This is a genomic window from Shewanella sp. 10N.286.45.A1, assembly GCF_041470405.1.
Classification (GTDB): domain Bacteria; phylum Pseudomonadota; class Gammaproteobacteria; order Enterobacterales; family Shewanellaceae; genus Shewanella.
On sequence record NZ_JBFRMK010000016.1, the window covers coordinates 1 to 18,432 of the forward strand.

The window sequence follows — 18,432 nt, forward strand, 5'->3', positions numbered from 1 at the left end:
AAATGATCGGCATTACTCTTAATAGAGGGCTTTTTAATTGAGAAAATTTGATTAGCTGTTGGGGCTATAAGTACTAACTACATCGATGCGGGCGGCTTTATCTAAATCGATGTGGCCGTTGTTAGCAACGTCAACAAAATCAAAAGCTGGTAGGTCGGATTCTGCTACATCACCTTTTAAAGGTGCATCTGCATTTCGCTCTAAGGCCAAGAAATCAAATTTATCTCTATCAACACCTTGAGAAGGCGCAGTATTTTGCATCGCTGTAAATATTGTCTCTATACGGCCAGGGAAATCTCTATCCCACTGGACTAACATCTCTTTAACCGCTGCTCGTTTAAGGTTTTCCTGTGAGCCACACAGGTTGCAAGGGATAATAGGGAACTGCTTTAATTCAGCATATTCTGCAATATCTTTCTCACGACTATAGGCAAGAGGGCGTATGACCATGTTGGCACCATCGTCAGATAATAGCTTTGGCGGCATTGCTTTCATTTTACCGGCAAAGAACATGTTCAAAAACATGGTTTCAATGATGTCATCTCTATGGTGACCAAGGGCAATTTTTGTTGCGCCAATTTTTTGAGCGAAGCCATATAACGTGCCACGACGTAAGCGTGAGCATAATGAGCAGGTCGTCTTACCTTCAGGGATTTTATCTTTTACGATTGAGTAGGTATCTTTTTCTAAGATATGGTATGCCACGCCGAGCGTATCAAGATAAGCTGGTAAGATCTCTTCAGGGAACCCTGGTTGCTTTTGGTCAAGATTAACCGCAACTATCTCAAATTTAATTGGAGCACGTTGCTGAAGATTAACCAGAATATCGAGCATAGCGTAACTGTCTTTGCCACCTGATAAGCAGCACATGACACGATCGCCTTCTTCGATCATGTTGTAATCGCCAATTGCTTTGCCAACTTCAGAGCGCAAACGCTTCTGTAGTTTATTGCTTCGAGAGATCTGTTCTGCTGTTAATTCTTGGGACATAAAAAAACGCGCCTAGTACACAAATGTTCAGGGCGCGTATTATTCCAGCTAATCAGCTCTGGGTAAAGCCTATTAGCGGTTATGCGTCATCTAGCGGAGATTTATAGCCGTCTGGTTTTACGGCGAGTAGATCGCAATTGATACTATCGATGACATGTTCGGCTGTATTACCAATTAAAGCCGCTGAAATTCCTGTTCTACCCACAGTACCTAGAATAACCAGTTCCGCGTCGAGCTTTTCAGCCAGTTCAGGAATAACATCTTCAGGTAAACCTTCTCGCACATGGCAAAAATCTGAAGAAATATCATAAGCATTAGCAAGGTAGGTAATACGCTCTTCATGTTGATTACGAATAGTTTCACTGTAGGAGTGTGAATCAAAGTCTGGTAACTCAATCGCAAGGTTGACCGGCGTGCCAGGGTAACCATTGACGAGGTGGACCTGTGCATCAAATTGTTCAGCTAGCTTTTTAGCATGCTTAATTATTTTGACGTTTAGAGATTGATTTGTTTCATCTTCAGAGCTTACATTAATCGCACAAACTATTTTTCCGGCAACGGGCCAGTCATGTTCTTTGACGAGCAGTACTGGAACGGGTGCTTTTCTTAAAAGATGCCAATCGGTAGGTGTAAATATCACTGATTTGAGTTTATCGTGCTCATGAGTCCCTTTAACGATTACATCATATTGACCGCTAATAGCATGTTGAATGATGCTCTCAAAAGGACGGTTATGCCAGACAACTTCAGTTTCTATTGTAACCTTATCAGTCTTAAAGGGCTCAACGATGTCATCTAACCAAGCTTTACGTTGGGCTACCACGCCTTCGCGCATTGCTTCGCGTTCTTGCCCGGACAAGATTGAAGTCATTTCATAAGAGAAATCGAAGATAGATAAAAAGACGGTAATACTCGCATTGTTTGCAGAAGCGAGCTTAACAGCACGTGCTAATGCAGCTTGTTTATCTGTGGTTGGGTCAACCACAACAAGGAGTTTTTGATAGTCCATCATAACTTTATCCTTATCTAATGTTGTATTACCATCTTGCACCAAATCGATGGTTATTCATTGTTTTAGATCAACTGATTAGTCGATACTCATTAACGAGCAATATTACTATTTCCTGCTAAATTACTCAAAGCATCAATATCGAGAATAGTAATGTATTTACCTTTAACTTCAATCAGTTCGGCTTTTTGAAAGCGGCCTAATAAACGACTGATGGTTTCAACAGTAAGGCCGAGATAATTACCGATATCACCACGAGTCATGGTTAAACGAAACTCTCTTGGTGAGAAGCCGCGGCTGCCAAAACGCTTTGCAAGGTTACTAATAAATGCCGCCAATCTTTCTTCAGCATTTTTCTTACTTAACAGCAGAATCATCTCTTGATCGCTTTGGATCTCGTTACTCATCAAACGCATCACTTGCTGTCTTAGTTTTGGCATTTTGCCGGTTAGGTCATCAAGTGTTGTGTAGGGGATTTCGCAAACCATCGAAGTTTCTAAAGCTTGTGCAAAGCTTTGATGGAATTGTGAATGAATTCCGTCAAATCCTATTACGTCACCGGCTAAGTGAAAACCGGTAATCTGTTCATCGCCTTGTTCAGTGATGGTATAGCTTTTGATAGTGCCAGAGCGGATGGCAAAAAGGGATTTAAGCTGGTCACCAGACTTAAAAATTGCCTCGCCTTTTTGAATAGGTTTTTTACGTTCAATTATTTCGTCTAATTGATCTAATTCATTAGCATTCAGCGTGAAAGGAATACACAAGGTACCCATGCTGCAATCATGACAATGAATCGCACAGCCTGATGCCATTTGACGACGATTTTTGTTGTTATCTACGCTCATTATCTATCTCAGTTCTGTATTCACTTGCTATGTTAAACTAATTTAATAATTGGGGCTAGTTTAGCTGCCCAATAGCCACATATAAGGTTTGTAATCCAAAGCCGATAAGCAGCATTCCACTTACTTTTTTTACAGCACTTTTTTGAACCCAACGACTAAATGTACTTGCAGCAACACCTGCGCTAAGCAGTGCTGGAAGTGTACCTAAACCAAATGCAGCCATAATTAACGCGCCGTCTAGCGCATTACCCGCTGCGACTGCCCAGGTTAGCATGCTGTAGACTAATCCACATGGCAACCAACCCCACAATCCGCCGGCTATAAAAGCATGTGGTTTACTTTTAATGGGTATAAAGCGATTAGCTAAAGGGGAAACTAATTTCCAAAGGCCTTTACCCAATCGTTCTATTTGGACAACTCCAGACCAAATTTGTGCGATGTAAAGTCCGGTAATAATCATCATTATTCCGGCAAAAATTCTTAATACTAATAAGTATAGGTCAACGTTAAAAAGCAAGCCTAAAGCATTGGTGCTGAGACCAACAAGCGCACCAGCCGCGGCATAGCTGATGATTCGACCACTGTTATAGCTAAAAAGGTATCCAAGTTGATCTACGAGAGTATTGCTGCCATTTTTTTGCGGAATGTTTGCCGACAATGCGCCAACCAGGCCGCCACACATACCAATGCAATGGCCAGCTCCCATGATTCCGACAAGAAACGCACCGACTAGACTGTAATCATTCACTCGGTGTGTTATTCCCGTTATCTTTAGGGGGCGTTATTGTCGGCTTTTCTGATGACTTTGCGGAGTCACCTTGGGTGTTATCATCTTCAAACAAAATAGAGACACTTTGCTTTTCTAAGTCATCAAATTGATCTGAGCGAACGGCCCAAAAGAAAATGCCAACTGCGACGAGCACAAACAACATGGCGATGGGGATCAAGACATAAATAATGCTCATACACGTACCTTGAGTAGTCTTAAGCTATTGCTTACGACAATGAGTGAACTGGCAGACATACCAATAGCAGCGATATAAGGAGCAACATGGCCACTAACAGCAAGGGGAATTATAAACAGGTTATAAGCCAGCGCCCAGAACAAATTCTGTTTGATGATGAGTCCAGTTTTCTTAGCGACTTTAACCGCATCAGAGAAACGTGAAAGGTTATCACCAAGCAGTATGATATCAGCACTGTTTTTACTGATAGCTGCGCCGCTTCCCATTGCCACTGACAGGTTGGCACCTGCAAGTACCGGAGCATCGTTAATACCGTCACCGAACATTGCCACTTGTTGGTTTTGTTGTAGTTTCTGAATCAGCGCCAGTTTGTCTTCAGGCAACAGACCATTATGCCAGTTTTCAATCCCCAGTCGTTTTGCTAGGGCTGCTACTTCGCCTGAGTTATCACCACTTGCGATACTAATATTACAGCCTAACGCTTTAAGCGCGGTAACGGCTTGCGCAGTATCGGGCCTAATTTCATCTGCAAGTGTTATTTTCGCTTGAACAACATCATCAATGCTTAACCAAACAATGACCTCTTTTTCTGCTTCATTGCTGCCATTGATAAATGACTGGCTGCCGATTTTTACTAAATGACCATCAATAACACCTTGCAGGCCGTTTCCAACAAAGCTTTTTTTATCTAACACTTTAATTGTTTGGTTTAAATACGGTTGAAAAGCTCGGGCGATAGGGTGTAATGAACTTGCTTCAAGCGCTGCCGCATATTGCATCACTTTCTCTTCAGAAACATTGTTTTTCGCTGTCTTTATCATCTGCACATCAGTTATCGATAATGAGCCTAAGGTGAGTGTGCCAGTTTTATCAAAAACGATATGGTTAAGCTTAGGGAGCTTTTCAAAAACGCCTGCTTTGCGGGTAATAATCCCAAGTTTAGTTAAAATTGCTGTACCGCATGTAACTGCGGTTGGGGTTGCTAGTGCCAAAGCACAAGGGCAGGTTGCAACTAACACCGAGAGTGTTACCCAAAAAGCATCTTCTGGGGAATAAAAATACCAAAATATATAAGTGGCTGTTGCTATCAATAAAATTGCAGCAGTGAAGTAATTAGAAAATCTATCAGCATAAAGAGCAATTTTGGGTTTACTATTTGAAGCGATCTCTTGCAGCCTTATTATCTCCGCGACAAGTTGATCTTGCCCCAATGCGGTGACTTTCACTGTAATGGGTTGTTCTATATTGATAGTGCCAGCAAACACTTGTGATTCAGCAGCCTTTGCCACCGGCATCTGTTCACCAGTTAACATCGCTTCGTTTATTGAAGATTTCCCTTCAATAATAATGCCGTCTGCAGCTATAACATCACCGGGCTTCACTAGAATAGCATCGCCAATGATGAGTCTTTTAGCCGGGACTTCTTCGATACTGTTTTCAGTTTTTAAATGGGCGGTTAACGGCACCAGTTTATGTAAGTTACTCGAGCTGACTGAGGCTTTTTGGCGTGCATTTTGTTCAAAGAAGCGCCCCAGTAATAAAAAGAAAGTAAACATTGAAACAGATTCGAAATAGACCTCTCCCGTGCCATTAATGGTTTCAATACAACTGGCGATATAAGCGCCACATATCGCGATGCTGACTGAGACGTCCATATTCAAGCGCCCCATAAGCAAGGACCTTATGGCGCTAAAGTAGAAGGGTTGTGCGGAGTAAAACACAACTGGGGCGGCAAAAAGCATGCTAACCCAACGGAAATAATCTCTATATTCGGTATCTAAATCGGTAAAGTAACCAGAGTAGAGGGCGAGGGCAAACATCATCACTTGCATGGTCGCAAAGCCTGCTAACCCGAGACGGACTAAAAATTTTCTACTGTCTTTTTTGCTCTTTGTTTCTTGCTCATCGACTTGGAAAGGCGCTGCTTGATAGCCAATAGCGCCAATTTTATTGAGTATTTCACTCAACTTAACCTGCTCAGCTTGCCATGCAATGAGTGCTCGCTGAGTGGTAGAATTAACTTGTACACTAACTACGCCACTGAGCTTTTTAACTTGATGTTCAATCAGCCAAGCGCAAGCGGCGCAAGTAATGTCATCAATAGTTAGAGACACCTCATTGAGGTCATCTCGATGTTGAATAAAGTCCTGTTGTACTTCAGGCAGGTCATAAGCACTAACACTGGCCAATTCTTCTGGTACTAACGCGGTTTGCTTACTACCTGGTTCGGTACGAAACTTATAATAGTTAGTTAAACCCGCATCGATAATCGCTTGTGATACAGCTTGGCAACCCGGACAACACATGGGTTGCTCTTCATTTTGGATCTGCGTGGTAAACTGCGTACCAGTAAGTACGGGTTCACTGCAATGATAGCAACTGATCTGGCTCATAGATTTGGGTTCATACTAATTGTTAGAATTATTTTAATGACGTTGTTAGTTTAGCCAATATTGCTGGTCGTCTACTAACGTTACGCGCTGCTGAATGCGCCAAGTCTGATCAAAGCCTTCGATACGCACTTCCCAAGGTCCTGAAATTGGCTGGTCTATCTCAATACGGTAGACACCGTTTGCATCTGCAGTGACGATTTCATTAAAGTCTTTTTCAGCCATTGTTGGATGAAAAAAGCCAACACTTAATGCCGCTTGATAGTTCTCGCCACCTTGCTGAGACAGCTCAACGTATTCATCATCAAACTCAAGTAGATAGTTCATCCCTAACTGCTTAGCATGTTTGATTTTTCGAAGGTCCATATTAATGCCTTTACCTTCTTTATAGTAATCCTCTGACACCAGTGAATCTTTATTTGAAACAGCAAGATATAACAAGTTAACGCTAGCAACGACTGCACAAAGGGGAAGAATGATTAAAAACCAAGGCCAGAATTGTTTATACCAGGGTTGAGGAGTTGACATTTTTTACACCTATTATTTGCAGAGAATGATGTTTTTGAAGTCGGTATTTTACAGTTAAAACTGTGATTTAGCACTTAAAAAAAAGGCCTCGTGAGTGACGAGGCCTTAATATTTCGTTTAATGTTACGCTAGTGTAACTACTTGTTTGACAAGCTATAAACGTATGCAGAGATTACGTGAACTTTCTCTTCACCTAATACATCTTTCCATGCTGGCATTACGCCACTACGACCATTCTTAATCGACTGTTGAATCGCGCCACGGCTGCCGCCATATAGCCACGCATTGTCAGTTAAGTTAGGTGCGCCCATGAACTTGTTACCAGTACCGTCCATACCATGACAAGCAAAACAGCCCTTCATGAATGAACCTTGACCTTGAGCTGCTAGTGCAGCGTCATGTTCACGGCCTGATAACTTAACTACGTATTCAGCTAGACCAGGTAATTCACTGTCTTCGATTGGTAGACCACCTTTAGGCGGCATCATACCGTGACGACCATTCATAATGGATGTCTTAATCGTTTCTAGTTCGCCACCATATAACCAAGCACCATCGGTGAGGTTAGGGAAGCCTTTACTACCACGAGCATCACTACCATGACACATTGCACAGTTTTGTAAGAACAAACGACCACCAACTTTCAGTGCTTCTTTGTTATTAACTAACTCTTCCAATGGTGTTTCAGCGTACTTTCTAAAGATAGGGCCAAACTTTTCGTCAGCTTGAATGACTTCTTGGTCATACTGAACCCAACGGCCTTCTTTTAACGCGTCTTCAACAGCTTTCTGAGATTCTTCAAGTGTACGAACGCTTTGGTTCGAACTTGTCCAACCTAATAGGCCTTTAAAGCTACCCATACCTGGATAAAGTGCAAGATAGATGACACCAAATACGATAGTAATGTAGAACATATAACTCCACCATTTTGGCAGTGGGTTGTTTAGTTCTTCAATACCGTCGAAGCTATGGCCCATTGATTCGCCTTCTTCTACACCGGTGTCGTTCTTAGAACATGCACGCAGTAGAAAAACACAACCAATGATTACCACAGACGAGAGTACGATAATCCATATACTCCAGAAGTTTGTCATTACTTTGGCTCTCCTGAGTTATTCGCAACTGGGCTTTGCTCTTCATCAGAGAAAACAAGATTAGCTGCATCGTCGAATTGCTTTTTGCGACTCGAGCTGTAAGCCCAAGCAAATATACCGATGAAGGTCACCATTACTACGATGGTTATAATTCCTCGTAATGTGCCGTAATCCATAATTTGCCTCCTTATTTAAGCGCGTGGCCAAGTGATTGAAGATAAGCGATCAATGCTTCCATTTCCGTCTTATCTTTCACAGCGTCTTTAGCCCCAGCAATCTCTTCATCGGTATACAGCTTATGTGTAGGATGAAGGTTGCGTAAGATGTCCATTTTCTTGCCAGTCAACTCGCCGGTAAGCTTGTTGTCTGCCAACCAAGGGAAACCTGGCATGTTTGACTGTGGTACTACGGCGCGAGGGTCAATTAAATGCACCTCATGCCATTTATCACTGTAACGACCACCAACACGAGCCAAATCAGGACCTGTACGCTTAGAACCCCACTGGAATGGGTGATCCCATACAGACTCACCCGCAACAGAGTAATGTCCGTAGCGTTCTGTTTCTGCACGTAGAGGACGGATCATCTGGCTGTGACAGTTATAACAACCTTCACGAACATAGATATCACGACCTTCAATCTGCAAAGCAGTGTAAGGGATCTGACCTTCTAGCGGCTCAGTCGTGTCTTTTTGGAAAAGTAGGGGAGTGATCTCAACCAAGCTACCAAAGCTGATTGCGATAACTGTAAATATCCCTAATAGACCGATGTTTTTCTCAACTAACTCATGATTAAATTTCATCGAATCTACTCCTTAAGCTGCTTTTGCATCAGCAATTGCTGGCAAAGAATCTTTAGGGGCCTTAACAGTACGGAACACGTTGTATGCCATAATCAACATACCTGTCAGGAAGAAAACACCACCTAAGAAACGAACAAAGTAGAATGGGTAAGAGGCTTCTAAGCTTTCAACGAAGCTGTAAGTCAATGTACCGTCAGAGTTAACTGCGCGCCACATCAGACCCTGCATTACACCAGAGATCCACATTGAAACGATATAAAGAACAGTACCGATTGTTGCCAACCAGAAATGAACGTTAATTAAGTTTGTGCTGTACATGCGACCATGGCTAAACAGAACAGGTATCAAGTGATACAGAGAACCGATAGAAACCATAGCAACCCAACCCAATGCACCAGAGTGAACGTGACCAACAGTCCAATCAGTGTAATGCGATAGTGCGTTAACCGTCTTAATTGCCATCATAGGGCCTTCAAAGGTAGACATACCATAGAAAGACAATGAAACAACAAGGAAACGCAGGATAGGGTCTGTACGTAGTTTGTGCCAAGCACCCGATAACGTCATGATACCGTTAATCATACCACCCCATGAAGGAGCGAATAGAATCAGCGACATCACCATACCAAGTGATTGAGTCCAATCTGGAAGTGCTGTGTAATGTAGGTGGTGAGGACCAGCCCAGATGTACAAAGCAATCAATGCCCAGAAGTGAACAATAGATAAACGATATGAATAAACAGGGCGACCCGCTTGCTTCGGTACGAAGTAGTACATCATACCCAAGAAGCCCGCTGTTAGTAGGAAACCAACCGCGTTATGGCCGTACCACCACTGAACCATTGCGTCGACTGCACCACTATAAAGTGAGTAGGACTTGGTCAGCGTTAGCGGAACTGCCATAGAGTTAACTATGTGCAACACTGCTACGGTGATAATGAAGGCACCAAAGAACCAGTTCGCCACATAAATGTGAGAAGTTGTTCGTTTAATGATGGTACCGAAGAACACCACTGCATACGCAACCCATACGATGGTAATTGCGATATCAATAGGCCATTCTAACTCAGCATATTCCTTACCACTTGTGATACCAAGAGGCAGACTTATTGCTGCTGATAGAATAATGGCTTGCCATCCCCAAAACGTAAATGCGGCTAACTTAGGCGCAAAAAGTTTGGTTTGACAGGTGCGTTGAACGATATAATAGGATGTGGCAAAAAGGGCTGAAGTACCAAACGCGAAAATCACGGCGTTCGTATGTAGAGGTCGAAGACGACTATACGTTAACCATGGAGTTTCAAAGTTTAGTTGCGGCCAGATTAACTGGGCTGCGATCAATACACCTACTGACATTCCAACAATTCCCCATAACACAGTTGTTAGGGCGAATTGACGGACAATAGTGTAGTTGTAATCAGCGCCTTGAGGCTGGGAATGGTTCATCATATTGCTTCCACTGCTTATTACTTATACTTATTATTGAGTAGAGTTAAACTCTACCCGGCAAAATGACACAAATTAGCGCTTCCCTACAGGGAATAAGTTGCCTGTGTCAATGTGTAACCTAGCATTTCATGAAGTAAACGCTAAGCAATGCAATGATACTTGAGCTATGTCAAAAAAGATAGGAATTAGGGCTATAGAAAAGTTGATCTAGATCAAGCTACTCCATAGAATGTTAACAGAGTTAGTTAAAAGGTTATTTATTGTGCAAAATACTCACAAATCAATAGTATTGAGAGTTTTATCTCTGTGTTTAATTGGGTTATTGATTAGCGGTTGCGAACCTAATGCTAACAAAAAAACAACCGTTTTTAAGGCCGACCCTAGTTTATGTAATTTTCAAATTGGCCCATGTACAAAGTCGGTTAATGACATTGATTTAGACTTGAGCATCTCCCCTTGGAATACCCCAAGTGAAAAGCCCCTTACGCTAAATTTGACCAGTTCTACAAGGTTGGAAAACGTTAAGGTCCGTATCGAAGGTAGAGATATGTTTATGGGGATTATCCCAGTCAATTTGACTGAGATAGGCAAAAATAGCTATCAAGCTCCATTAATCTACGGTTCGTGCAGCAGTGGTTACATGGTTTGGCAAGCAGTTGTAAGTTTTGAAGTCAACGGCATCGAGAAATTCACTATTTTTGAATTTTTAGCCGACAGCGATAATGAAACTTAAAAGCAATTTTTAAAGTAGTATGCGGTGAGTATTTCTTACCACAATACTCAGCATTAGATAATCACATACTGTCAAATAAGGGGTTAACTCTCACAACCGACAAAACGCTATTGATAATTATTCTCATTTAGGTATATTGGCTTTACAGTAAATGTAATATCGGTAGAGAACCTCATGGAAGCCAGTAACAAACACCTTAACATTAGTATCCCACAACAAAAGATAGCGCAATTGATCCAGCAAGGACATTTATGTGCAGCTGACTTTAAGTGCCTAGATTCAGAATCAAAAAATACAGTTTGGCAACTATGTCTCTGGTGTTGTGAGAAACGCATAAGTTGCAACCGGCAATGCGCCAGTGAATGTAACAGCCAGTGTTCATCAAAAATTAAGGTCACTAACAGCTAAATAAAGAAATATAACCTTTATAGAGAACAACACTACTCAAGAATCATCTAACTGATTAATATAGTCCTATTAATTAGTATTCCAAGCGACTCATCAATGCAACTTCCAATTGTAATGCCACTCTTCGACGCTATTGAGTACCTTGAAAATGGTAATCCAATAGTCAATCAACGTATTACTCAACTCTCTTTAAGCGGCATTGAAGACGCCAGTGTTGTATTTGAGCATGCCAGTGACTGGCTAGCAGAACAAAAGTACAGTGAAAATAACTATAAAGCATACCGCAGCGAGCTAACCACTTTTCTACATTGGTGTTTTGACGTTGCAGAGCAAGATCTGCTTAAGGTTGGCCGCAAAGAGATTGGAAAATATGTAGAATATTGTCAAGCTCCGCCACAAAACCTTATTGGCTTTTATAATGTCGCTCAGTTCAGAGCAGAGAAGGGCAGCTCACTGCGAACGCCAAACCCACAGTGGTTGCCATTTCGCGGTAAGAAGACTGCAGATAAAATTCAACCTTATGTGTTGAGTGAAAGTGCCTTAAAAACCAAAATCGCCATTTTGTCTTCTTTCTATGCCTATTTAATGAGTGAAGATTATGTAGAGAAGAACCCCGCACAGATGTGGCTTAATAAAAGCAGGTTTGCTTCAAGTAAGAAATATCGTCTAGATAACGACGGTGACAATCAACTCGCTTTTACCGAGTTGCAATGGTCTTACGTTATTTCAACTGTCACCAAGTTAGCCAAAGAGCAGCCAGAAACCCATCAACGTAGCTTGTTTTTAATTAAACTAATTTATAGCTGTTATCTAAGAGTATCCGAGGTTGCAGCAAGAGCAGGGTACTCGCCAGTAATGGCACAATTTAAACGTAATCCGCAAACTGGAATTTGGAGTTTTCATATTCCATCAAGTAAAGGTGGTAAGCGTCGTACCGTTTCTATATCTAATGCATTGCTTGAGGCATTAGTGGAGTACAGACATTATTTAGGTCTAGTAGATTACCCGAAATCAAATGAGCAGCACCCACTTATTATTAGACAAAGAGCAGCTGGACGAGGCAGGGAAGTTGGCTGTATTAATGCAAACCTCGGGATCCGCCAGATACGAGAAGAAGTAGACAAGATCATCGTACTTGCAGCGATAAGTGCCGAAAATGACGGCTTTGTCGAAGATGGTGCACAGATGAGGCAACTGAGCATCCACAATATACGGCATACAGGGATCACTCATGACATCAATATTCATGGCAGGCCGTTGTCTCATGTGCAAGCCGATGCTGGACATGAGAGCATCGATACCACATCACAATATTTGCACACCACACAGATAGAACGTCATCAAAGCGGTCAAAATAAACCGTTAGATAACCTACAAGGTATTGAGTAAAACTAAGCTTAAATAAAAGCAAAGCGCTAAATAATTCTGATAGCTTAATGCCGATAAGTGACATTATCGGCATCCACCTAAAAACTCTAATTCTCCACTTATAAAGCCCGTTAATACAAACATTCATCCAGGCAATACCTATGTGTCATAGCGAATCTCAGCTTTAAAACAATAGTTATTAATATGATTAACGTAGTCTTTTAGCGATGTTGAATAGTCAGTTTAAATTGTCGCTATCGATTGCTCCGATCCAGATGTAACAACCGTTGGCCTGTAAGCACAGCCTTAATAGACTGTTTTAACAATGCCTTGTACAAAAATAAACTCTCGAACACTGCGTCGAACACTGCGTCATACATTGGTAGCCACAGTTATATAAAAATGCAGCAGTATGTCGATTTCGCCACATTGAAACACTAAGGACTGCCAAACGGTAAAATAAAAATATGTTTGTTAAAACTTAGCTATACGTTAAATCTAGCCTAAACGGGATAACAAACGTTGAAGGCATTAGCCGGATGGTTCAATAAGCTGTTGCCAAACAAATACGCCATCACTTAAGTATTAAGTACGACAAGTGTTAAGCTGGTTGTCTAATCGTCAAGCTTCTAAACGCCAACGTTATTGTACATACTGGATGCTTAGTGATTAGTGCTTAGGACTTAATGTTTAGTTTGCAGTATTGAGGATTCCAGCACAGCCAAGCATCGGCATCGATTAGTGTCAGATGTATAGATTAAAAACGAATTCTTATAAAGGCCAGGCTCTGTTCGGTGAATCATCAGTCATTCGGATTCAATGCTCACTAATCAACTAATCAACTAATCAACTAATCGCTGCAGCTAACTGTTTCGAATTCATCGTTACTGACTACAGTTAAGTAGCGCTTTTACAAAACTAACGTTAGCGGCAATGAAAGATAGTAAAACTAAAGCGAGTCGTTTGATTTAGTTTGATAGAGCTAAAATCTAGCGTGCGCTGTGTGGCTGCTTTGCAAGTTTGCTAGGCTTACTACTGCAGAATCAACACAGCAGCGTGTCAAAATGCTGTAGATTTCGGTTTAAGTAGCAATAAAAGGTACATGTAAACAAAGAGTTCGTGATTATGCTTACAAAGAGTAGGTAGCAGCTTCCGCTACAAGAACTTATATAATCTCAAACCCTATTTAACATAATATACATTGTGCGCATTTAGATGTATTTCATAAATCAAAGGTCATAGACTGATTGCTTGTTAGCATTTGTTCAAATAGATAACGCCTATTTATAAACGTTTTACGTACTGTTGATTAGTTTGCTTTTTACCTAGATAGTTGCCGCTGTTAGAAACCTTTTGAATAATCAAGGCTCCTATTTATGAAATGGATTTACAGCTATAACACCAAAAACACTTAGTTTCTTTTTGGCTAACTTCATTCGTGACAATGGATCACTTGATACCCTACAAGCCGCCAAACTTTTTAGCGTTACTTCCCGCACAATCAACAATTGGGTTGCAACTGGTTGCCCGACTTGGGTTGATAAGCACGTAGCCTTACATTTGCGGTCAATCCCCGATACTAAAGAATGGGACGGCTTTGTGTTTTCTAACGATGGCGAACGGCTGTTAACGCCATTTAAGCAGCATTCGTTTAGCGCTAGCGAATTGCTAAAGCTGTTTTATGATAAACAGTTTCACCGTATAGACCGCACTCAAAATAGAAAGCTCAATGAGCAAGTTGATTCATTGCGTAACAACATGGAGGCCGATGCTATCAGAGAAGAAATTGACGTTATGATAGGCACTCTAAACAAGTTGAAAGACTCGCCAATTGTGGCGCCTAAAGGTATCTTTAGCAAAAGTGTGGTGAAGAAAAAATAGTAAAATAGGAATGCCGATTACTTGATATGGGCACTCCTCGTGAATTTCTTATCGACTTTAAAATGGTTCTTAACCAATTCCTACAACAGTGTCTACATTATTAAAACCACTCGAAGTAAACGTTGTTCCCATTACATTCAAAGAGGCTTCATCTGCAAAAACATTGATCCCGAATGGCCTAAGATTTAGCTTTTTAACATAGATATCACCATTGGTATCGATTTCACAATCTATTACAACACCATCAGGCGTGGTTACTTTTACACCGTTTTCTCTTTTGATAACTATAACAACTTGGTTAGTTGAGAAATTATCTTTCACTAATGGATACCACTCATTACCTTCTTGATTTACTGGAACATTTATCCAAATATGAGGTATCTTTCCTTCGCCAATCAAAATAGGTATATGACCTTTAAAAGAAACAAGCTTTTGTACATTTTCTATCGAATTAGTCCCTATTTGCATCTTTTTAGGAGGTCTATAATTACTAGGCAATGACTTATATTTCATTGTTGTTTTCCCCGCTAGTCAGATGGACTCTACGCATCGGATTTTGAACAAAATGCGACTCAACTATTTCTAACAACTGTTCTTTTTCCTTTTCGTCTTCGGATTTATAGTATTTTTTGATGAGCAAGCTAATACCTACGCCTGCTATGATTGCAATTATTTCCCAAACTGAAACCGAAGGTGTAGTTTTTTCAATTAATGATGCTAATGTTTTACCTATTACCGCGATCACGATTCCTGCGGTACCGCCTGCGCACAAGTTAAACCATATTATTGATGATGATGACTTTTTTAATACTTTAAATTCATATTTAGTAAGGTCGTAAGGCTTTTCTGCGATGTATCTTTCCGGCTCAATATCTATACCACCGGACATGTAAAAAGGTTCATCAAACTCCCTTCCTTGAACATGCGTCTGCAGTTTAACTATCGTTTCATCAGCCACACCAATCCCCTTAGGCATAAGAAGGTTTAAAGACTCGATAATAGAGCAACTTAACGGTTAGGTCATTAAAATTATTAAGTTAAAAAGACAATGTCACTTAGATTAGACCACTATTAATAATATGGCAGCTATCGGCGCTTAACCCAAGCGGCGGCGACTAACTCAATACCAGCAATTCTCTGCTTGGTTGTAGGCTGACAACTACTGGTTCGGGCGTTCTTACATCAACGCTAAATTCGTTTGGCATACCATCAAACATCAGCGACCCCCGGTATTTTGTTCAATCTCTTTCATGGTATTTAATACGGTTTCAATCACAATCACTCGGTCATCAACTTTGTTAATCATATCGACTAAATAAGCTGTTCAGTCTGCGCCGTCTTGCTGTATTGAGAACAGTAAAATTAAGGCGGCGGCGGTCGCTCCCATCTTACCGCCCTTTTCAAATTTGTTTAGATCCACTCTTACCCCCGCAAAGCCTTTGTTTTATCGTTTTTGCGCTCGTTTTTAAACGCTTCATAGGCACCAATCGCCCCAACGGCTGCCACGCCTAAGCCCTGCCCGCTGACTACTGCGTCACCCACAACCACAATTGCGTTTGCTGCATCGGCGTGAACGCCCGCGCGGCTTGCCATGAAGCCAATATATTTTTTCAGTTGAATTGTTATAACCTGGCGATGGCCTTCTGTTAACTATGCCCTTGATAGTGTTTAAGCCGTATTTTTCGCGGTAGTTTTACATTATTCGCGCGGCGGCTCGTATGCTATAAAAGGCAGGTTCAAAGATAATAAACCGCCCATCATTTTTATGGACCAGCGATTGCCAATCGCTTTTTAAGCAGATTAGTATCTAAACATTAAAATTGTGAGTGCCACGCGGAATTACAATCTGGTAAATAACTCTGACTCATATTGTTATTTCTATCGAGTATCGCTTAAGCTACTTACTGCTAAATCTATTATGTTATTTTCTTTATGTTTATTTAAAATAAAATCCCAAAACGTTTTAATTTTGGCTGATGTTCTTAAGTCTTTGTGGCTTATAAGCCATCCCCTAATATTAAATTGTGAAGGGAGAGTATATACAGTCGTTAATGATGATTCATGGGAAATAGGGAGTAATGCAACTCCTAAGCCTTCTCTAGCGCAAGAGAGTGCATGGGAAACATCATTGCACGATATGACTTTGGCGGACTCATGAAACATTGCATCAAACCATTGTGCAGCAGGTGTTTGAAAATCGACATATCCAATTAAAGGCCACTCTTTTAACTCATCAAGTGTTAACTTTTTCCCTTGATAAAGCTCTTTGCTAATCATCAATGACCAACTTGATAGCCCAAGTTCATGGGCTATTACATCGTCTGGTACATTATTTGTGAACCTAAACGCAATATCAGCTTCGCGCTTTTCTAGACTCAAGGCGGTACCGTCGACATGTAATTCAAAGTTTATTGCAGGATGAATACTTCTAAATTCTTTTATCAATTTAGGCAGAACACCATTTGCGAACACTGCTGGTGCCGTTAACTTAATTAGCCCTTTAAGTTCTTTATTTTGACCTGATATGACTCTTTCTATTGCATCCATGTTTGCAGCCATAGCTCTAGCATGCTCTATAACCCCTTCACCCGCTTTCGTTAGGGTATATCCGTTCCTATCAACCAAAAATATTTGCGTTGCAAAAGATTTTTCCAATGATTGTATGCGCCGCCATACCGTTGAATGATTGACTTTCAAATGTGCAGCAGCTTCGTGGAGCGTCCCATAATTTGCTATAGCTAAAATAAAACGTATGTCATTCCAATCCATCGTTTGCACCTGTGCAATTTCATATTGCAACTTTACCCATTTAAAAGCATTTTCGCAAAGCGTATATTTGTTTTGTTGAATAGTTAAACAGTAATTGAAAATAACAGGTAGTCCATTATGAATGAATCTAACCACGACTTGGAAAGCTTTTCGAGCATCCTGTCAACTCAACCAGCAGACACACCTTTAGTTGTCATTGTCAATGCTGAAGATAAAGCGAGTATTCAAAATATCAAAACAACACTTAATCTTTATGAAGAAATGATTAACCAAAAGCAATCCGAAGAAGCGACTGCCGAATACCTGCATCCTGAGTATATCCAGCATAACCCTATGCTTCCCGATGGTCCTATTGCATTGGGTCAAGCCTTTGCACAATTTACTCGTGAGCGCAAAAACCTTCACGTGGTTGTACACAAGATAGTGGCCGTAAATGATTATGTGTGGGCACATGTTAACTTTGTCAATTTAACCAGTGATGATCCTACTGACACTGGTATTGCAGGTGTTGATATCTATCGTTTTGCTGCTAATGGTAAAGCAATAGAACATTGGGACACCCTACAGGTCGTCGGCTCTGAAAGTAATGCTGTTCCTTGGATGGCTCCTAATATTCCTGCAGCAAACTCAAATGGAATGTTTTAAGCGAGTAGAATCAATTTCTCTTTAAACAATGGTAAAGCGATAAATTTATACCTTTGGTCAAAGATAATCCGAATGCTGAAATGGATACTTTCAAAGTAAAACTTTTCGGCATTAATGAATTAAGAAAACAGTAGTTAAAATTAATGGTGCCTCGATGGCACCGCAAATATTTGTCGGTCGCTAGGAATATAAACAATGTACATAATTAAAAATCTATTAGGATTAATCACTTTAACAATGCTGTCGATGTCATTACAGGCACAACCAATAAGCACTACGATGACCAAAGCAGACAAAGAACAAGTCATCAATGCTTTTTATGTTGCTTGGGATAGTGGGAATCGAGAAAAATATGAACAAGTGATCGCAAGAGACCTAATCGATCACGACAGAAACCCGATGGTAAAAGCTAGCGATTTCGATGGCATGTGGGGTTTAGTACAATCGTTACAAGGGCTAGATATGAAGCATAATATTCAGCAAATTCACTTTTTAGAAAAAAATAAAGTGATGGTTCGCTGGAACGCATCTGCCAAACAGGGGCTGTAGACAATTC

At 40.9% G+C, this 18,432-nt stretch carries 20 protein-coding genes; 5 read left to right on the forward strand and 15 right to left on the reverse strand.

From position 1 onward, the window contains the following. Positions 1-51: 51 nt before the first annotated feature. From ttcA to ccoN, 11 genes are all read right to left on the reverse strand, one after another. Complete coding sequence (ttcA, locus tag AB4238_RS01485; protein ID WP_372030738.1) at positions 52-990, reverse strand: tRNA 2-thiocytidine(32) synthetase TtcA; 939 nt, start codon at positions 988-990, stop codon at positions 52-54. 79 nt (positions 991-1,069) lie between these two features. Further along, entirely contained in the window at positions 1,070-2,002 is a 933-nt protein-coding gene (gene uspE, locus AB4238_RS01490) for a universal stress protein UspE (RefSeq protein ID WP_372030739.1), read from the reverse strand. A gap of 89 nt (positions 2,003-2,091) precedes the next feature. Continuing rightward, the gene (gene etrA, locus AB4238_RS01495; RefSeq protein ID WP_371991503.1) at positions 2,092-2,844 is read right to left on the reverse strand and encodes an electron transport transcriptional regulator EtrA; all 753 of its coding nucleotides are present in this window, start codon (positions 2,842-2,844) and stop codon (positions 2,092-2,094) included. Between the two features lie 55 nt (positions 2,845-2,899). Continuing rightward, a complete protein-coding gene (locus AB4238_RS01500) occupies positions 2,900-3,592 on the reverse strand; it encodes a sulfite exporter TauE/SafE family protein (RefSeq protein ID WP_372030740.1) in 693 nt (230 codons plus the stop codon). Further along, positions 3,585-3,809, reverse strand: coding sequence for a cbb3-type cytochrome oxidase assembly protein CcoS (gene ccoS / locus AB4238_RS01505; RefSeq protein WP_372030741.1), 225 nt, complete (start codon positions 3,807-3,809; stop codon positions 3,585-3,587). The genes AB4238_RS01500 and ccoS overlap by 8 nt, the downstream gene beginning before the upstream one ends. Continuing rightward, positions 3,806-6,202 (reverse strand): heavy metal translocating P-type ATPase, encoded by a 2,397-nt coding sequence (locus AB4238_RS01510; protein WP_372030742.1) that lies wholly within the window; start codon positions 6,200-6,202, stop codon positions 3,806-3,808. Before AB4238_RS01510 ends, ccoS begins: the two co-directional genes overlap by 4 nt. A 45-nt stretch (positions 6,203-6,247) precedes the next feature. Beyond that, the gene (locus tag AB4238_RS01515; protein WP_220736369.1) at positions 6,248-6,727 is read right to left on the reverse strand and encodes a FixH family protein; all 480 of its coding nucleotides are present in this window, start codon (positions 6,725-6,727) and stop codon (positions 6,248-6,250) included. A 137-nt stretch (positions 6,728-6,864) separates the two neighbouring features. After that, positions 6,865-7,821, reverse strand: coding sequence for a cytochrome-c oxidase, cbb3-type subunit III (ccoP, locus tag AB4238_RS01520; protein ID WP_372030743.1), 957 nt, complete (start codon positions 7,819-7,821; stop codon positions 6,865-6,867). After that, a complete protein-coding gene (locus AB4238_RS01525; protein WP_248976159.1) occupies positions 7,821-7,997 on the reverse strand; it encodes a cbb3-type cytochrome c oxidase subunit 3 in 177 nt (58 codons plus the stop codon). The genes ccoP and AB4238_RS01525 overlap by 1 nt, the downstream gene beginning before the upstream one ends. An 11-nt stretch (positions 7,998-8,008) precedes the next feature. Next, positions 8,009-8,623, reverse strand: a complete 615-nt coding sequence (gene ccoO, locus AB4238_RS01530) for a cytochrome-c oxidase, cbb3-type subunit II (protein WP_372030744.1) — start codon at positions 8,621-8,623, stop codon at positions 8,009-8,011. Positions 8,624-8,635: 12 nt separating this feature from the next. Then, positions 8,636-10,072, reverse strand: a complete 1,437-nt coding sequence (gene ccoN, locus AB4238_RS01535) for a cytochrome-c oxidase, cbb3-type subunit I (protein WP_372030746.1) — start codon at positions 10,070-10,072, stop codon at positions 8,636-8,638. A 262-nt stretch (positions 10,073-10,334) separates the two neighbouring features. Here ccoN and AB4238_RS01540 point away from each other — a divergent pair, with 262 nt between their 5' ends. The 3 genes from AB4238_RS01540 (at position 10,335) to AB4238_RS01550 (ending at position 14,462) form a co-directional block, all read left to right on the forward strand. Further along, entirely contained in the window at positions 10,335-10,805 is a 471-nt protein-coding gene (locus tag AB4238_RS01540; protein ID WP_372030747.1) for a hypothetical protein, read from the forward strand. A 504-nt stretch (positions 10,806-11,309) separates the two neighbouring features. Next, complete coding sequence (locus AB4238_RS01545; protein WP_372030749.1) at positions 11,310-12,602, forward strand: tyrosine-type recombinase/integrase; 1,293 nt, start codon at positions 11,310-11,312, stop codon at positions 12,600-12,602. A gap of 1,401 nt (positions 12,603-14,003) precedes the next feature. Further along, positions 14,004-14,462 carry a DUF3653 domain-containing protein gene (locus AB4238_RS01550; protein WP_372030751.1) on the forward strand — a complete coding sequence of 153 codons (459 nt, stop codon included), beginning with the start codon at positions 14,004-14,006 and terminating at the stop codon, positions 14,460-14,462. A gap of 69 nt (positions 14,463-14,531) precedes the next feature. Here AB4238_RS01550 and AB4238_RS01555 read toward each other — a convergent pair whose 3' ends face one another. The 4 genes from AB4238_RS01555 to AB4238_RS01570 form a co-directional block, all read right to left on the reverse strand. Further along, positions 14,532-14,975, reverse strand: a complete 444-nt coding sequence (locus AB4238_RS01555) for a hypothetical protein (RefSeq protein ID WP_372030752.1) — start codon at positions 14,973-14,975, stop codon at positions 14,532-14,534. Further along, positions 14,965-15,420, reverse strand: coding sequence for a hypothetical protein (locus AB4238_RS01560; RefSeq protein WP_372030754.1), 456 nt, complete (start codon positions 15,418-15,420; stop codon positions 14,965-14,967). The genes AB4238_RS01555 and AB4238_RS01560 overlap by 11 nt, the downstream gene beginning before the upstream one ends. A gap of 464 nt (positions 15,421-15,884) precedes the next feature. Beyond that, complete coding sequence (locus AB4238_RS01565; protein ID WP_372030756.1) at positions 15,885-16,055, reverse strand: hypothetical protein; 171 nt, start codon at positions 16,053-16,055, stop codon at positions 15,885-15,887. A 285-nt stretch (positions 16,056-16,340) separates the two neighbouring features. Then, complete coding sequence (locus AB4238_RS01570; protein WP_372030758.1) at positions 16,341-17,231, reverse strand: LysR family transcriptional regulator; 891 nt, start codon at positions 17,229-17,231, stop codon at positions 16,341-16,343. Positions 17,232-17,348: 117 nt separating this feature from the next. Between AB4238_RS01570 and AB4238_RS01575 the strand changes: the two genes are divergently transcribed. Then, positions 17,349-17,876 carry a nuclear transport factor 2 family protein gene (locus AB4238_RS01575; protein WP_372030759.1) on the forward strand — a complete coding sequence of 176 codons (528 nt, stop codon included), beginning with the start codon at positions 17,349-17,351 and terminating at the stop codon, positions 17,874-17,876. Positions 17,877-18,071: 195 nt separating this feature from the next. Continuing rightward, the gene (locus AB4238_RS01580; protein ID WP_372030761.1) at positions 18,072-18,425 is read left to right on the forward strand and encodes a hypothetical protein; all 354 of its coding nucleotides are present in this window, start codon (positions 18,072-18,074) and stop codon (positions 18,423-18,425) included. Positions 18,426-18,432 lie beyond the last annotated feature (7 nt).

Coding starts and splice junctions, on each gene's coding strand:
- AB4238_RS01580 (WP_372030761.1), top strand. CDS start 18,072: ATGTACATAATTAAAAATCTATTAGGATTAATCACTTTAACAATGCTG.
- ccoP (WP_372030743.1), bottom strand. CDS start 7,821: ATGACAAACTTCTGGAGTATATGGATTATCGTACTCTCGTCTGTGGTA.
- etrA (WP_371991503.1), bottom strand. CDS start 2,844: ATGAGCGTAGATAACAACAAAAATCGTCGTCAAATGGCATCAGGCTGT.
- AB4238_RS01570 (WP_372030758.1), bottom strand. CDS start 17,231: ATGGATTGGAATGACATACGTTTTATTTTAGCTATAGCAAATTATGGG.
- ccoO (WP_372030744.1), bottom strand. CDS start 8,623: ATGAAATTTAATCATGAGTTAGTTGAGAAAAACATCGGTCTATTAGGG.
- AB4238_RS01545 (WP_372030749.1), top strand. CDS start 11,310: ATGCAACTTCCAATTGTAATGCCACTCTTCGACGCTATTGAGTACCTT.
- AB4238_RS01510 (WP_372030742.1), bottom strand. CDS start 6,202: ATGAGCCAGATCAGTTGCTATCATTGCAGTGAACCCGTACTTACTGGT.
- uspE (WP_372030739.1), bottom strand. CDS start 2,002: ATGATGGACTATCAAAAACTCCTTGTTGTGGTTGACCCAACCACAGAT.
- AB4238_RS01565 (WP_372030756.1), bottom strand. CDS start 16,055: ATGGCAAGCCGCGCGGGCGTTCACGCCGATGCAGCAAACGCAATTGTG.
- ttcA (WP_372030738.1), bottom strand. CDS start 990: ATGTCCCAAGAATTAACAGCAGAACAGATCTCTCGAAGCAATAAACTA.
- AB4238_RS01515 (WP_220736369.1), bottom strand. CDS start 6,727: ATGTCAACTCCTCAACCCTGGTATAAACAATTCTGGCCTTGGTTTTTA.
- AB4238_RS01555 (WP_372030752.1), bottom strand. CDS start 14,975: ATGAAATATAAGTCATTGCCTAGTAATTATAGACCTCCTAAAAAGATG.
- AB4238_RS01575 (WP_372030759.1), top strand. CDS start 17,349: ATGAATGAATCTAACCACGACTTGGAAAGCTTTTCGAGCATCCTGTCA.
- ccoS (WP_372030741.1), bottom strand. CDS start 3,809: ATGAGCATTATTTATGTCTTGATCCCCATCGCCATGTTGTTTGTGCTC.
- ccoN (WP_372030746.1), bottom strand. CDS start 10,072: ATGATGAACCATTCCCAGCCTCAAGGCGCTGATTACAACTACACTATT.
- AB4238_RS01525 (WP_248976159.1), bottom strand. CDS start 7,997: ATGGATTACGGCACATTACGAGGAATTATAACCATCGTAGTAATGGTG.